General features: G+C 34.9%; 15 protein-coding genes and 1 tRNA gene. 7 read left to right on the top strand and 9 right to left on the bottom strand.

Annotation, left to right across the window (positions count from 1 at the left end; genetic code table 11):
- The first annotated feature begins 53 nt into the window (after positions 1-53).
- The 5 genes from OEM44_10845 to OEM44_10825 all read left to right on the top strand — a co-directional run bounded on the left by OEM44_10845 (position 54) and on the right by OEM44_10825 (position 1,970).
- Positions 54-128, top strand: a tRNA-Arg gene (locus tag OEM44_10845).
- Between the two features lie 167 nt (positions 129-295).
- Positions 296-475, top strand: coding sequence for a hypothetical protein (locus OEM44_10840; GenBank protein MDH3517286.1), 180 nt, complete (start codon positions 296-298; stop codon positions 473-475).
- A gap of 117 nt (positions 476-592) precedes the next feature.
- Entirely contained in the window at positions 593-916 is a 324-nt protein-coding gene (locus OEM44_10835) for a hypothetical protein (GenBank protein MDH3517285.1), read from the top strand.
- A gap of 111 nt (positions 917-1,027) precedes the next feature.
- On the top strand, positions 1,028-1,555 hold the full coding sequence (locus OEM44_10830; GenBank protein MDH3517284.1) for a hypothetical protein: 528 nt from the start codon (positions 1,028-1,030) through the stop codon (positions 1,553-1,555).
- A gap of 193 nt (positions 1,556-1,748) precedes the next feature.
- Positions 1,749-1,970: a hypothetical protein gene (locus OEM44_10825; protein MDH3517283.1), complete on the top strand. Its 222-nt coding sequence runs from the start codon at positions 1,749-1,751 to the stop codon at positions 1,968-1,970.
- Positions 1,971-2,197: 227 nt separating this feature from the next.
- On the opposite strand, the gene OEM44_10820 is transcribed toward OEM44_10825, so the two are convergent.
- Entirely contained in the window at positions 2,198-2,563 is a 366-nt protein-coding gene (locus OEM44_10820) for a class I SAM-dependent methyltransferase (GenBank protein ID MDH3517282.1), read from the bottom strand.
- Between the two features lie 46 nt (positions 2,564-2,609).
- On the opposite strand from OEM44_10820, the gene OEM44_10815 reads away from it, so the two are divergent.
- Entirely contained in the window at positions 2,610-3,485 is an 876-nt protein-coding gene (locus OEM44_10815; protein ID MDH3517281.1) for a CBS domain-containing protein, read from the top strand.
- An 18-nt stretch (positions 3,486-3,503) separates the two neighbouring features.
- On the opposite strand, the gene OEM44_10810 is transcribed toward OEM44_10815, so the two are convergent.
- Together OEM44_10810 and OEM44_10805 are read right to left on the bottom strand one after the other, a co-directional pair.
- Positions 3,504-4,331: a CBS domain-containing protein gene (locus OEM44_10810; GenBank protein MDH3517280.1), complete on the bottom strand. Its 828-nt coding sequence runs from the start codon at positions 4,329-4,331 to the stop codon at positions 3,504-3,506.
- 130 nt (positions 4,332-4,461) lie between these two features.
- Positions 4,462-5,262 carry a CBS domain-containing protein gene (locus tag OEM44_10805; GenBank protein ID MDH3517279.1) on the bottom strand — a complete coding sequence of 267 codons (801 nt, stop codon included), beginning with the start codon at positions 5,260-5,262 and terminating at the stop codon, positions 4,462-4,464.
- A gap of 578 nt (positions 5,263-5,840) precedes the next feature.
- Here OEM44_10805 and OEM44_10800 point away from each other — a divergent pair.
- Positions 5,841-6,191: a hypothetical protein gene (locus OEM44_10800; GenBank protein ID MDH3517278.1), complete on the top strand. Its 351-nt coding sequence runs from the start codon at positions 5,841-5,843 to the stop codon at positions 6,189-6,191.
- Here OEM44_10800 and OEM44_10795 read toward each other — a convergent pair.
- The 6 genes from OEM44_10795 to OEM44_10770 form a co-directional block, all read right to left on the bottom strand.
- Positions 6,188-6,649 (bottom strand): plastocyanin/azurin family copper-binding protein, encoded by a 462-nt coding sequence (locus tag OEM44_10795; GenBank protein MDH3517277.1) that lies wholly within the window; start codon positions 6,647-6,649, stop codon positions 6,188-6,190. The genes OEM44_10800 and OEM44_10795 overlap by 4 nt on opposite strands.
- 52 nt (positions 6,650-6,701) lie before the next feature.
- Positions 6,702-8,285 carry a cytochrome b N-terminal domain-containing protein gene (locus OEM44_10790; GenBank protein MDH3517276.1) on the bottom strand — a complete coding sequence of 528 codons (1,584 nt, stop codon included), beginning with the start codon at positions 8,283-8,285 and terminating at the stop codon, positions 6,702-6,704.
- Positions 8,269-8,874 carry a Rieske 2Fe-2S domain-containing protein gene (locus tag OEM44_10785; GenBank protein MDH3517275.1) on the bottom strand — a complete coding sequence of 202 codons (606 nt, stop codon included), beginning with the start codon at positions 8,872-8,874 and terminating at the stop codon, positions 8,269-8,271. The genes OEM44_10790 and OEM44_10785 overlap by 17 nt, the downstream gene beginning before the upstream one ends.
- A gap of 43 nt (positions 8,875-8,917) precedes the next feature.
- Positions 8,918-12,721, bottom strand: a complete 3,804-nt coding sequence (locus OEM44_10780) for a S8 family serine peptidase (GenBank protein ID MDH3517274.1) — start codon at positions 12,719-12,721, stop codon at positions 8,918-8,920.
- A gap of 31 nt (positions 12,722-12,752) precedes the next feature.
- Complete coding sequence (locus tag OEM44_10775; GenBank protein MDH3517273.1) at positions 12,753-13,721, bottom strand: methyl-accepting chemotaxis protein; 969 nt, start codon at positions 13,719-13,721, stop codon at positions 12,753-12,755.
- Between the two features lie 107 nt (positions 13,722-13,828).
- A partial coding sequence (locus tag OEM44_10770; protein ID MDH3517272.1) for a hypothetical protein occupies positions 13,829-15,298 on the bottom strand: 1,470 nt, incomplete at its 5' end.

Below are 15,298 nucleotides of genomic sequence, written 5' to 3'. Positions count from 1 at the left end.
ACAAAAAGAAGTGGCTGTAAACCCTTAAAATGGTAATTAATTGCTAGGTTTTTGGGCCTATAGCTCAGCATGGATAGAGTGTTGGACTTCTAATCCAATGGCCAAGGGATCGAAGCCCTTTGGGCCCATATTCTCCGGTATTCGAGACCTGCTCTTAAGCAAATGAAACATGACATTATGGAGAAAAATGATGTCTAAAAAGAAACCTGCAACAAAAGATCTCCTACAAGATGATAATGTATGATGTTGGTACCAGAATACAAGCAGAGGTAGCAAGCTAAATGCAGATATCCGATTGCGTAGATTGAATCTATTCTGTTACAGAACAAACACCACACCTGCTAGGCTTGTCAAGATTGGAAAGAAAGACATCATAAAGATAGAGGACATGTTGCTTGATCATGTATTCTGGTTGGAATCACAAAACTATGCACCAAATTACATTGATGGAATACTAAAGTCAATAAAGTCATGACTAATATTCAATTACATTGAACTGAAAAGAAAGATAAAGATTGCAAATGTCGGAATCCCAGTAAACATACAAGATGAACAGGTACCAACAAAGACACAGCTGCAATCAATTCTCAATGTGTCAAGTCCTAGAACTCGTTCCAGTATCAGTTTGATGGCCTTTTCAGGTATTAGACCACAAGTAATGGGGAATTATGATGGTACAGACGGTCTCAAGCTAGCTGATCTGCCTGATTTAATCATTACAAATAATGGCAAATCAGTTAGCTTTGCACACATTCCTGCAATGATAATAGTTAGAGCAACACTTAGCAAAACCAGAAACAAGTACTTTACGTTCTTGCCTGCTGAAGGTTGCGAATACATCTTGGGCTACTTGAGAAAGAGGATCTCATCTGGTGAAATACTCACTATACATTCACCTGTCATATCTTTGGAGTAGGGATATCAATTCAGAGGAAGAAACCTAGATAAAATTCAAAATAAATCGGGTTTAATCACAACTCCACGAATTACATCTGACATTAGAAAGTCTATCTGGAGTATTACGAAGGTGAGACCATATGTTTTGAGGGCATACTTTGACACACAACTACTATTAGCAGAAAGTCATGGAAAGATGACTCATGCGTATAGGCAGTTCTTTATGGGTCACAAGGGAGACATTGAAGATAGATACACCACAAACAAGGGAAGACTTACTGATGAGATGATTGCAGACATGAGAAGGGCATATATGGACAGCCAACAATTCTTGTGTACTATTAATACAGAAAATAATGCACAAAACAAAAAGGAGATACTGCTTGACATGTGGAGAGAACAGGCAAAACTTTACGTAATCGATCCATTCAAAATCAAAATAGAAAAACAACGAACCTCTACAGAAAAGACATTCAGCATGGAACAAGAAACAGATACGATAAGACAGGAGATAATCAAAAAGATGAAATCACCAAAAACATATGACGGTAAGATAGTAACGGGTGATGAGCAACTATTACATCATATAACGCAGGGCTGGGAGCCAATCAAGGAACTTGCAGAAAATCGCATAATAATTAGAAAAAAGATTCACTAACTTTTTGAATTGATTATATTTAGCAAACCTTCAACCGTATTCTCTTTTGTCTCATATGCTTGTCTTGATATTATGGACACCAATGAATTGACAAGTGCAATGTATGACTTAATTGACTGGCTGATCATATAGTCAATAAACTCATGTTACAACGTGTCTATTGCGTCATTGATGTTTTCTGAGTATATCAAGGTTGAAGGGAACACAAAATGGAATCAACAAAACAATTGATGGAGGAAAAACATGGGAAGACCTGCCAGAAATTATAGATTTGACAATTACAAGATTTGCACTTGACTATTCATATAAGATAATTTATGTTAGCTGCTACTCGTCTGAGGGTTTTCAAGAATTGTACAAAATGTCTTATGATTTAGATTCTTATGATCTGATTGCAACAAACAAGATTGAATAGATTTATTCTAAATGTCTGAAATTATTTTAGATTCTATGAAGTTTTAGATCTTCGTTCCCACATAAATATACAAAAATCCTCCCCATCCTTCCTGGTATGAAGTTTTTTCGAAGTATTTCTCAATTGATTTCCACGCAGATTGTTTAACGTACTCTATATCAGATCCAAAAGAACTGGTGAAATAAAGTAAAATCGGCGCAAAAATTCGAGCAGGACCTTGTGACATTTTAAAATCCAATATTACAAAATTTTTCTCTTTTCAGTGCATCATAACCTTTCTTGATAACCTTGTCATAGTCTTTACAATATTGAATCGCACCAGTAGAAAAAATACCATCAACATTATCTGGAAAATCATATTCTGCAATATCGCTTTGTACTAATTCGACATTTTTCCATCCATTTTCTTTTACTCTTTTTTGTGTTTGTTCAAGCATTTTGTCAGTAATATCCACACTGATTATCTTTCCTTCGGTACCAATTTTATCCAACACAAGAGAAAAGTTCAATCCTGTCCCACAACCAAGTTCTACAACTGTATCTCCTTTTGACAATTCGAGCAAATCATTTCTTTTCTCTTTTGTGATAGTCATTAACACGTAGAATTTATTATATAGTGTAAATATGAAAATTCAAAGCATGACAAGCCTTTCCGGATTAACATTAGAACAATTATTTCCAGACACACTTACTGATACTAACTGTGTATACATCGACAAGAGTAGAGAAGTTTGGGTTGCAACAGAGATGTGTGCTCAATATATTGAATCCAATGTGGATGCCATAGCAGTTAAAGGTGAAGATAACAAACCTATTGGTATAGTAGGCGGTTTTGATATTTTAGATTGTATTAGAAAAAATCCAACTCGGGATTTTCAGTATGAACGTAAAGTAGGTGAAATAATGTTTAGAGGAGTGCCACAGGTTGGATTAACTACAACACTCAAGGATCTACTCGAAACCTGGAAAGAATCACGGAGGGCTTTTGCGCTTATTCCTAACGGTTCAGGGGATTATTCTCCCATTTCTGCTAGAAAAATGCTAGAAATTGGAATGAGGTGTAAAACAAATCTTTCTATTTCATCACTACCAAAAAAGGAAACTATTACCTTTCATCATGATGATTCTTTAGGAGATGTAGTAGAGTCAATGTTTGCAAATAATGCAAGAAAGGTTCTCTTAGAAAATTCAAACCAATTCATCAGTGATAGAATGATACTAGGTGAAATCTCAAGGATACTAAACTTCCAAAAAGATGTGGATAATCTCCTAGATGTTCCAGTAAAGCAAATTAAATTGGAACACGTTAGAGAAGTCAAAGAAGATCTTAGACTAGAACAATTTTGTTCTATAATGGACAAAATGGATCATCCTTTTGTTGTCTATAAAGGAAACATAATTACACCCTGGGATGTGTGCGTTACTTTGCTATCTGAAGAACTGTCCACAACAGCATTTGGTGAGAGGTATCGAAAGACTAGAACTTGCCCTCATTGCGGAAAAGAGATAGATTAGATGATTCCTGATTTGGAATTAGACATTATACTTGGTAATTTCCTTTGAGAGTAACACATTACAAATATCCCATGGAGTAACAATCCAATCTTTGTAAATCACATAAGGATGCTCCATATCGTACATCATGGCTGAAACTTCATTTATCTTCAAATCACTAAAAATTACTCTTGCTTCTTCAGGTTCAATTGTATTCGCTGGAATGTCAAGAAAATTATCAATATCTTTTAGATACTTCATCTTTTCGGATATTGTTTCTATTATTATTCTGTCATTGATGTACTTGTAAGAATCTTCAAGAAGAATTTTTCTTGTTTTGTTTTCAAACATTGAATTAATGATTTTTCCTAGAGGTTCATCTGGTTTGTATGTAACAGCCGGTTTTTTTGGAATGTCTAGAATAGAAAGATTTGTTTTGCATCTCATTCCAATTTCTAGGATTTTTTTTGCCGATATTGCTGAATAGTGGTTCCAACGATTTTTAAGAATAGCAAATGCTCTACCTCTTTCTTTCCATTTTGACATCAAATCCTTGTATTTTGTTTGGTTAGACACGAGAACCGGATTTTTTTCCATAATATCTTCAACTTTGGTGCCATAAAACAAATCCCGTGAAGGATTTTTCAAAATATTTTCCATAATCTCTTTTCCTCCAATTACTCCGATCATCTTTTCTCCATCTTTTACTACGACAGAATCTGTTACTGATTCCAAATATTGAACCAACATTCCAGATACTACCCATACTTCTTTTCCTTTTTCTATAGTAATGCACAAAGAATAGTCCAGTGTCTCAGGAAGTAATTCTTCAAGTGATTTTTCTGCAACAGGAGAGTCTTCCACCATGATATTATTACTCATTTTAGAAGTATAACAAGTTAGATGATTATCAAAAATGAAATTGGAATTGTTTTGGAAATTTCAAGTTTAAAATAATATGTTTAATTTCAGATAGATCAAGATCTGAAAATTATCATTAGTGACTTAAAGATGCGATTGCCTTGATAATATTGGTCTTACTTAGAATTCCAATCAGCTTGCCACTGTCCGATAAGACTCCTGCTCCATTGATTTTCCCATCAAGAAGAGTTTGACATGCCTGAGATAGGTCATCATTGTAACCAACAGTAAGAATCTCATTTTTCATTACTTCGTCAGCATATTGTGTCTTTCCTAATCCGTGTTCTGAGTCAAAACTTTTTGGAAATACTATATCTCGCTGCGCTCCCATAGACATAACAATTTCAAACAAATCTCTAAAAGATATGATTCCTACAGGAATTTCCTCCTTATTTCGTACAATCAATCGAGATATCCTGTATTCTAACATTTTTGATGCAACATCACTTAACGATGCGTCAGAATACACCCAGTAGTAATTCTCTGACATATAGTCTCCAACTTTTTTTTCATTTTGATGGTTTGAAGCAAAATACTTCACAAGATCGGTTTTTGTAATAATCCCTACAATTTTTTTATCTTCAGATAATATCCCAACAGAACCGATATTATTATCAAGCATCATTTTTGCACACTTTTGAATATCTGTAGATTGAGGAATTGTCAATAGTGATCTTGCTAGTTCACTTAATGGAATTTGTTGTAATGTTCTATCTGATTTGTCTTTGAGGAGAAATAATCCTAGATCTTTTTCTGTTGTGATTGAATTTATTTTTCCATTTTCAGTGACCAAAACCCTGCTTATTTTTTTATCGAGCATGATTTTAACAACATCTGCTATTGTGGATTCTTTATCTATGGTTATTGGTGCTTTCATTAAATTTTCTAATACACTCAACACTAGAGAATATTTTGAATCAATTATAAAATACAAATGGACATTATCACAAATGACAATCCGCGTATATTTAACTCAATAATTAATAATTTCAAAAAATACTCTAAAATTTTTGGGAGTAGTATTATTGTATTTCTAAAAAATCCTCCACGTGGGTCCAATAAATAATGTCTTAACTATAATCCCATGCACGTTGTGCTCCCAGTCAAATTTGAACCATCTGAGAACAATATCTACAACTTTGTTGATCTCAACATTATACTATTAGATAAAATATACCATCAAATTATTTTGAAAAATCGTTATCGCAATAGAGTTAGTTTCAATATATCTCCAATAGTTTCGAGAAATTCAGGGATAGTTCAAGTTAAGTTTTGGAAAAACTAGATATTCTTTTTTAATTCTAAATGGCAATAAAACATTATAAAACATGATAGCGTAATGATACCTGAAGCCTTGAAAAAATTGATAAAATTAGAGGTTTCGAATGCTAGAGTAAATGGGAACTTTGGGCCCATTTAACAAAATTATTTATTCCAATTCACATGTGATGTTTTGTGAAAGATATAGAATTCAAACTAAATTCTACTGATATTCATCCAAATTCAGAAATTAAAGGTGTAATTTCTGTATTATACCCAGGAAGATATGACGGAGTTGTAATTAATACTCAAATTTTAGACTCAAATGAACATATAATTTACAAGGAATACAATGGTAAAAAAATATCACAAAACGTCTCAAGATTATTTATCAACAAAGATGTAATGCCTGAAAACAAAGCGGAATTTACCGCATTAATAAAATTTGAACCAAAACAAGAACATGAAATAAAATTTAGAGTGTCAATTATAGAACAACATAAAGAAATTGAGAGTCAGATAATTTTTGCAAAGTATTCTGTCTAAAATCTACTCTTTTCTACAGTAATTTTTCCAGTCATCCATGGATGTGGCTGACAGTGATATAGAACCTCTTGTGGTTCTGTAAATAAGAATTCATAGACGTCACCAGGTTTTAACACACCTTCAGAACCAAAATCACCAGAATATGAATCAGAATGTCGGTGATCAGGAGTTACTGTATGTGCAGTATCATCATAATTTGTCCAGATCACCCTATTGTCAATTTCTAACGTTATTGTTGGTTTGTTTGGAACATAGTTTTCATTTCCTTCAATAACGGCACCTTTTACAATATCAATAAAAAAGTCTTTTTCTGGGTGTAAGATATGCTCAGATACAGATGGTTTTGCCAATGATTCTGGGAGATAAAACGAAGTGTAAAAAACCACAGATGCAGACATACCAATTACCAGTGCAATCAATCCAATCCCATATGCATGGCTTGATGTAGGTGAACTCATAATTTTTTAGCCACTTCCAAGTTATTATAAAGTTTGTTTAGAATTTTTGAAATCATGGTTTGTTAAGATCTCCAGCACCGACATTAGAATTAACGTTTGCACCAACCCCTAAATCAGCTTGAGTTTTTGGGATAGGAACTTCTGGAGCTAATTCCTTTGTGGTGGTTTTTTCTTCTGGTGTTGTATTATCTCCTTCTGGAATTTTACCTGACTGAACAGAAACATCAGGTTCTGTCAGTTTTGGTTTTTCATCCTGTATAGGAATGGGTGGAGGTGCATTCTTTTGCTGACTCATTGCATATCTATACAAATGGAAGAATGCTGCAAACACAAGTAGAATGATTCCAACGAAGAACAAGGAAACATTCTTCATTCCTGTTAGAGCTGCATTGTATGCTGCGATGTTTAAGAACACTTGGAATGCCAATAATGCAACAAGCAACCAGTTAATCCACTTTTCACTAAGATTAATACTAGCTACTTTCTTTGGACCGCTACTTTTTGCAAGCTTTGCCTTTCTTTCTGCTTCATTTGCAAGTTTGATCATCATATATGTAAATCCAAATCCTAATGGAACCAATAAGATCATTACAGAGTAGAAGAATATAGGATCAATTACCAAACGTTCTACCAATGGTTGCGAGATATCAGGTGAGATATAGAATCCCCAATAAGTCGTCACCATAATTTGAGCAAGACTAGTAATTCCAAATGCTGTAATAATTGGTCTATCTCTCCATGAGAATTTCTTGTATCTATCAATAAATGGAATCAGTATAAATGATATGAGGAAAACTAATGGCCATAACAACCCTGTAACAAATTTATCATATTGTGTTCTCATGAATGCGTAGATTCCTGTAAGATACCATTCAGGAACAGTCACACCAGGCGGAACTGTAGGTTCAAACTTGAATCCAAGGTCAATAGGGAACACACCCCCAGTAATCAAAATCGCACCACCTATTGCCATAACCATAGGTACATCAAACACCAAAAATCGTGGGAAGTGAACCGCCATTAATCCAAGCATTACTATCGGTAAAAGAAATACATGCTGTGCATAAAATCTCAATACAAAATCTGAAAACCCACTACCCAATGCCGCATCACGAATTGTTGGTCCAGCTATCGGTATTGACGTAGTTAACGACGCCGCAATACTAATTGCAAGTTCTGCTCTTTCACTAAAAATCACATCATATCCAGTAAATGCTTCAAGAACAGTAACTACGCCAAGAATAACACCAGTCATCCATAAAACTTCATTTCTAATTTTGTATCTTCCACTAAAGTATTGGTAATACAAATGAAGAACTGCCATAAGCACCATTGCGTTTGAACCATGATAGTGAATGTTTCTAATGTGGAAACCAAATGGAACTTCATCGTTAATGAATTGAACACTGTCCCATGCTCTGTCCAAAATTGGTTGATAGTAAAACATAAGCAATGCTCCTGAAACTCCAAGAATGATAAAGATGATGAATGTAAGCATTCCTAGAAATCCAAATGGACTGACAAATCTTGCAGGGAATGAAAACTTGATTGCAGTAAAGATTGTTCTGTCTACTCCATCCCAAAGCCAGTAAAGAAACGCAACCGCGCCAGTTCTTCTTTTAAGCGAAACGGCCATATCCAATTACTCCATTTTCATTTGCATTAAACTTTGGTGGTAAAATATATACCAGCCCATCTGAATCAATCTCTAAAGTTAGTTCAGGTAATGTGTTTGATGGTGCAGCTTGAACTGATGCAGGGCCTACAAAAGCTGTTCCAGTAAGTGGATCATACATACTACCATGACAAGGACATTCGCCTCTCTTTCTTCCATCATCTGGCCAATATTTCCACAAACACCAAAGATGTAAACAAATCATACTATATGCCCTAATAGCGGAAGTGTCTTTTTTTCCACCTCCTAACTCTTCAGGAAGTCTAATAAATTGCCATTTACGAAATGCTTCTGCATCAAGTGCAGCATCACCAGTTGCAGGATATGTAATTACTTCAGCATGATTAATAGGATAAGTATTGATATTGGCCTGAGTACCATCAGGTAAAATTACTGGAACTTTTTCAAGAGATGCTTGGTTTGGGTTTGGCATATAATTTCCAAATGGGACAAATGGTGCAAATGCTAGCCCTGTACCAGCTGCACCCATTAATTTTAGAAAGTCTCTTCGGGATAATCCACTAGACTTTTTTGTCCCTAGTTCTGACATTCAAGCTGTCGTACTCGCCAAATTGCTTATAAACCTTGTTTAGTTATTTTGGTGGTTTTTGTCTAATAATAAAAATGAAGGCTATTCCGATCGCAGTTCCTATGACTACACCAACTACAATACCGTCACTAAAGGATGAATCAGAGTATGTGATGGCTTCAACTGGAGGAGAAGGAGGGATTTTTGTTTCATTGATAATTGCTATATTTTCTACAATATCAGATGGTGTGTATTCAGTCTCTTTATCAACAGGAATATCAAAAATCATTTCTGGTGAAATGTTTGTAAATTTAGCTGCTAATGTAATTGGTTCGGTTATTGAATCTCCACCAAACAGGGTTGAATGTGTTAAGAGCGTGTAAGTACCTGTTTGATTAATTGGTACATAAAGTACTGTTGACACATCATCTTTATTTTTAACAGGAAAGAATCCTCCGCCTTGACTAAAAATTGAATTACCTAACCAGTCAAGTGAAGTCCAATCAAGAAAATGACCAAACACTCCAGATGGAACATTAGTTTGTATTATTTTTCCTGTAGGATCCATTACAAAGACAGACAAGTTTGTGTCATCACTAGTCCATGAAAGTTCAATTGCAGCAGAGTTAATGGATTCATTTTGAACATCAAAATAATATTGCCTCCAGTCACCAGCCATATATCTATTAGCCATATCAAATGCACCTTTAGTGTATCCATTACCATAAAGAATATCATTACTTTGTACACCCTTAATTAGAATTGTAGAATCATTTTGAATCACGGGTTGTTTAACTACAAAAGATATTGGGGCATTAACAGTATGGTTATCACTTTTAAAATTTAAAAATCCTTGATAAATACCAGTCTGATAGTTGTTTGGGACAATTAGTGTCACATCAATTGTAGCAATATTTTTTGGAGGAATAGAAATAATTTTAGATTCGGACCAAACTACAGACCATTGTTCTTTTTCATAATAACTTGCAGATATTGTATAGTCCATTGAAGTTGAATTTTGTTTTGTGTCACCTAACCAGTAAGAATATCTGGTAGGAATTGGATAAACTCCTACAAGTGGAACGCCTTCAAATTTTTCAGTAGGTTCTGAAACTCTTAATTCTTGAACAGTTCCCCATGAACCAGCTCTATTCACCATTGATAATTCATTACTTGAAATTTTTGTATCGTTGTTATTATCAATCCAATCATAGAGATATAATGAAGAAATTTTGAGGTCATCAGCATATACATCAGATGTATTATTCATAAAATCACTGAATTGAAAATTCAGATTAAGAATCATTAATGAGGATTCATCAGGTATAGATTTACCTTCACTGAAGAAATCACTTAGTTCGGTACGGGTATTTACGTCAGACAGTTCGATATAATTTGGAATGAATTTATCAGTTCCATTCAAAATGGAATCATGTTGACGTAGAATTGTTGTTCCATTGAATTGGTTATTTGAGATCAAAGATAAAGTTTGAGGCATCACGTTAATTTGCAAGGTACTGTTAGTTGGATTTTTAATTGTAAATGTGGTTGTGGTTCTTTCACCTGGGAGTAATTGTCCAGCAAACCAGCTAGTCATAGGAAATGAACGTGTTGGTAGTTGAAATCTTTCAAATCCTATTGTGGTTGAGTTAATATGTTCAATTGATGGATCAAGAATTTTTTTGATATTATTATAAGAATCATCATTATACACGATGAAAACTCCATCTTCACCATGAACGTAATTTAATGCGGATTCAATATTTGCCAGACCAGATCCCTGAGTAAATGGATCGCTGCTTAGATCTTTTGCAGTAGACATTAGAATATTTTTAATCAAAAATGGATCATAGTCTTGCGACTGTTTTTTCAGTTCTTCAATCAATATTGCAGTACTTCCAGAAACCAGCGGTGCTGCCATACTAGTTCCTCCAAATAACGAAAATGATTCAGCTTTGGAATCTTTTTGAGTTTTCAACACATTTGAAGGTACAAAACCATGAGCGCCTATACTCATTACGTCAGGTTTAGGATCTCCAATTGATCCAGGACCCCTACTAGAGAAATCAACCACATCATTTGAGTGAGTAGTTGTATTTCCAAATCGTGGTTGGTCCTTGAATGGACCATATCCAACAAATACATTGTTAGTTGTGGCGCCAACTGAAATTCCAAAAGGTGATGCGTTTGGTAATCCTATTGTTCCATATCCGTGACCAGAATTCCCAGCACTTGAAACAATTGTCACACCAGGGTAATTCTCATCCAGAGAATAAGGAGTTGTCAACATACTAAGAATTATCGATAAAACATCCATTCCAGGAGAGGAATTAAAAGAAGGGAAATTAGATACTCCCCAACTATTAGAAATTATATCAACTTTAGGATTACCAGAAAATTTCCAAGTGTGATCTTTATTTTCAAATCCTGCGGACCACAACCATCCATATACAGTATCGCCTAACCACAATGCCTTTACAGGAACAATTTTGGCATCAGGAGCTACGCCAGTAATGGTGTATTTTTTCGAATTGTTGTAAATGTCATATGTCTCTTGACCACGTGAAGTGATTGATGCTGCACTTGATGTACCATGACCCATAAAATCTGTCATCAGTCCAAAGAATTCACCGTCTGAATCAAATGCTGGCAGCAGTGTTCCATTAATTGCATTTAACGTATCGTCAATGTCAGTAGAGTTATTTCTAATTGCACCATATACATCAAGAACTTGTGCACCAAACGTTCCTGCGCTGTAATCATTTTTTCCATCATTGTTAGAATCATAAACAAGGAATTCTTTTCCACTGCCCAATACAAGTGGTTTTTCATCAGTAAAATCAAAATCATAATTTGGTTTTTGTCCGGACTTTAAATCAAATCTAGTATAGTCTTCCCAAGAAGTACTCATGTCAGGAATTATAGTATCATAAACTCCAGGAATAAATGAATCAATAACTAAAACCGGAACTACTTGTAATCGAGTCATTGGTCCTTCTAATGCTCCCTGATAAATTACTCCAAGATGATAAATGCCACTTTTTGATTTTATGTAATCTTTATTGTTATTTCCAATTTTCATGTCTTTATCTAATGTTCCATTAAAAATTACAGAGTTTCCAATCTGTGGAAAAAATGAATTATAAATTGGTATTTCACTGCCTTTACCCCCTTGAGATACATCTAAGAATACACCATCTCGTGTAACATATACAGATGAGGTCATGTGAGAAGGTATTGGTTTAGTATAGTTTCTAATAATTTCATTTTTATCAATATATGCAAAAAAAGTTGCATTGGTAAGAATTATTCCTTGTCCATCAGGGTCAAGCATAACAGGATGATTGATTTTATCTCGTGCGACTGAATGTTGAATATCAGGATTTGAAAAATCAACACCAGTATCTACAATTGCAATTATTGTCCCATTTCCTGATGCATTATATTTTTTTTTAGCCATATTCGAACCCGTAATATCACCAATACGTGAAACATCTACAATTTCATCATCTGATAAATGAAAATCCAATTTTGAATCTTCTATGATATGATAACCTTGTGCAGCTAAATGTGATGCAGAATTCTCAGAAAGAACAGATACATAAAAAAATCCATAATCAGATTGAATCCCATATATTGAATTAGTTTTTAAAAAATCATTATTTTGTAAATTATTTCCAAAAATTAAATATCTTTTAACATCATTTTGAGTAAAAAAGTTTGAATCAACCTCCACAATACCAGAATCAAAGATTATTGGATTTTGGATTTTATTTAAACTAGTTAAATCACCAGAAATAAATGCATGTGAATTGGCCACGGTAGATGAAAGAAGAATTATGAAAAAGAAGATAGCCACTTTGGGCATTACATAATTTTCTGTTCTTGTGTTATTATAACTATCTTCTTCGTGCAAGAATTGCGATTTGTAGTGCAACAATAATTCCTATAGAGGCAATAATTGGAAATAACAATGAATTTAATTGATTAGAAGCTTCACTGATAGATTCTACTGATGTAGAAATAGTATCAGTACTTTGATCAATATTAGAACTTGCTTGCTGCAAAGTATTTCCAAATCCTTCAATTTCTAATTTCAGAGTATCAAGTTCGCTTGATGTTTCATCTAAAATTGAATTTAGTTTAATTATTTGTTGTGAGATTCCTCCAATGTCTTGAGTTAGTACATTAGTGGCAGCTGAGCCATGAGATGTAGTTCCTTGACTAAATGCAACTACATGAAACACATGAGTTCCTTCTTCTTGAGGGATATAATCAACATAGTATAATCCTTGATGAAGTGTTTTAAAAGAACCAGCCAAAGGAATAGAAATCCCAGATGGTAAATGAACATGAGTAGGACCCAATAACTTTGTAGGCTCACTTCCAACCAAAAGCCCATCACTAGTTATTTGTACAAATACTCTAATTGGTTGATTAATTGCTGCAGTTTCAGGAGCAAAAACTAAAGTGTTAACTATTCTTTCAATTGGTACATCTACCAGATCTGTTGTTGCAGCAAATTTTACATCAATTTTTTTAGAGAGTCCATTTTGTGTGGTACTTATTACTTCAACAGCATATGTTCCATAAGGAAAATTTGTTGAAGGTTGAGGCCATTTTAGTAAATCAAAATTAAAGGAGCCATTTGAGTCAGTTGTTATTTGATCAAATTTTGCAATAGTTTCATCTGGAGCAAAAAGTCGTATGATCAAGTTTTCATCAGGTAATCCTTTTCCATAAACTTGTAAGTTATGTTCAGGAGAATACACTTTACTGTTTGTAAACAAATCCAAGTCTGAAAATGAATCAAGTGTATTTACAAGTAAGAGAGTAATTAAAACAGAAAATAAAATTTGGAATTTCATTTTAATTGATGGTCAATGTTCTCCTAGATATTGCTTCTGGAAATTTGTCTATAACTTACGTTAAGTGCGATTCAAAAAAAAGAAAAAAAGGGTAATGTGAACTAGTTTTATCTTACAGTTATCGTTGTGGATACTGGTGGTGATAATGCCGTAGGATTATCAACAGACTCCCAAACGAATGCAGTTGCACTATAAGTGCCTGCTTCAGTTGGAATCCATGATAATGCTGGGCTGAATGATTGACCAGCAGATAGTGAACCTGTAATCCATGCTAGTGAGACTGTAACACCGTTACCATCCTGAATCTGTACCAAGTATGCAAATTGTTGCTCTCTATCCTGACCATTTGCTAAATCAGCAGTGATTTGCACCTGTTGGTCAACGGAAACAGTATCTAAACTGTTACCGAATGCATCAACTACTCTCAAGTTAGCAGCTGGTGCTCTCTCTAGAGGTGGTACAATAGTGCCGATTAGGGAAGTGGCAGTGATATCAAGCTCATCTGCAGTTGTGTATGGATTAGGTAGTGTATTGTCTTCGTAACTTGCAGTGACAGTGTCACCTTCTGAAACTCTGAGTCTGTGACCAGAAGATTCATCGGTAGTTGTGAAGAACACAGTACCTTCGAAGATTCCAGTTGCCTCATTAGTTTCAGTTACGGTTAGATCAATACCTCCGGCGTCGGAGTCAGACCAGGCGTCAACATCGAAGTTGTCGACTGATTCTGGATCTAAGTTCATGTCTGGGTCAATAACTCTTACAACACCTGTTCCGCTTGCTGGGTAGCTTGCTTCAAGCCACTGAACCTCACCAATATTCCATCTGATAAGTGCTGAACCTACTATAGTTTCATCCTCTGAGAATTCAAAGGAGACAGTAAGTCCGTCATCATCATCAGTTTCTAAGAATCCATCAGTTGGACCTGCGCCATCTGCGGATGTTCTTGGGTTAGTATCACTACCTGTAACGCCATCTGCATCGTGTTCGAATCCTGTGAGGATTACTTCACCAGTGAAGATGCCGGTATCAGTACCAGTTTCGACAAGTTTGTATTGATTAATATCGAATCCTCTTGTTGAGACCTTTATTGGGTCTTTAGAAGTATTTCCGATTTCATCAATTAAGTTACTGTCAAAGTTGTGATCTGGTGCGACAATGGTAATGTATACTTTATCAGTCCATGTGTAAACTTTTTGGTCAAGCTCTACAGTTGCTCCGAAGTTTGAAGTGAACAATGTCAAGTTGACATCTTCATCTTCATCTCCGACATAATCAGATCCAGATGGACCCCAGTCAGTATACTCAAGGACAATTTCTTCTCCTCTTTCTAAGTTATCACCATCTAATTCTTGAGGAATCTCGATGACTATCTGGAAGATACCAGTAGAGTCACCTGTTTCTCTAAAGTTAAGTGGTTCTGGGTCAAATGCTCCTCCTTGTCCGTCAGCGTCACCCATGGTAACGGTTGCGGCATCAGAGTCCCATTCAATCAAGTCCAAGTCATATGTCTCAGCCTGGTCATTGTCCAAATCTAAGTCTGGTTCAATGAGGGTCAAGATCATATCGGATCCAATAAT

It is taken from the genome of Nitrosopumilus sp. (assembly GCA_029862745.1).
Lineage (GTDB): Archaea > Thermoproteota > Nitrososphaeria > Nitrososphaerales > Nitrosopumilaceae > Nitrosopumilus.
Note: the sequence above shows the minus strand (reverse complement) of the source record. Positions and strands in the feature narration are given on the sequence as shown.

What these genes read in the sequence shown, in the direction of transcription:
- OEM44_10785 (MDH3517275.1), bottom strand. Translation starts at nt 8,874, where the DNA reads ATGTCAGAACTAGGGACAAAAAAGTCTAGTGGATTATCCCGAAGAGAC.
- OEM44_10795 (MDH3517277.1), bottom strand. Translation starts at nt 6,649, where the DNA reads ATGAGTTCACCTACATCAAGCCATGCATATGGGATTGGATTGATTGCA.
- OEM44_10780 (MDH3517274.1), bottom strand. Translation starts at nt 12,721, where the DNA reads ATGCCCAAAGTGGCTATCTTCTTTTTCATAATTCTTCTTTCATCTACC.
- OEM44_10815 (MDH3517281.1), top strand. Translation starts at nt 2,610, where the DNA reads ATGACAAGCCTTTCCGGATTAACATTAGAACAATTATTTCCAGACACA.
- OEM44_10805 (MDH3517279.1), bottom strand. Translation starts at nt 5,262, where the DNA reads ATGAAAGCACCAATAACCATAGATAAAGAATCCACAATAGCAGATGTT.
- OEM44_10810 (MDH3517280.1), bottom strand. Translation starts at nt 4,331, where the DNA reads ATGGTGGAAGACTCTCCTGTTGCAGAAAAATCACTTGAAGAATTACTT.
- OEM44_10820 (MDH3517282.1), bottom strand. Translation starts at nt 2,563, where the DNA reads ATGACTATCACAAAAGAGAAAAGAAATGATTTGCTCGAATTGTCAAAA.
- OEM44_10775 (MDH3517273.1), bottom strand. Translation starts at nt 13,721, where the DNA reads ATGAAATTCCAAATTTTATTTTCTGTTTTAATTACTCTCTTACTTGTA.
- OEM44_10790 (MDH3517276.1), bottom strand. Translation starts at nt 8,285, where the DNA reads ATGGCCGTTTCGCTTAAAAGAAGAACTGGCGCGGTTGCGTTTCTTTAC.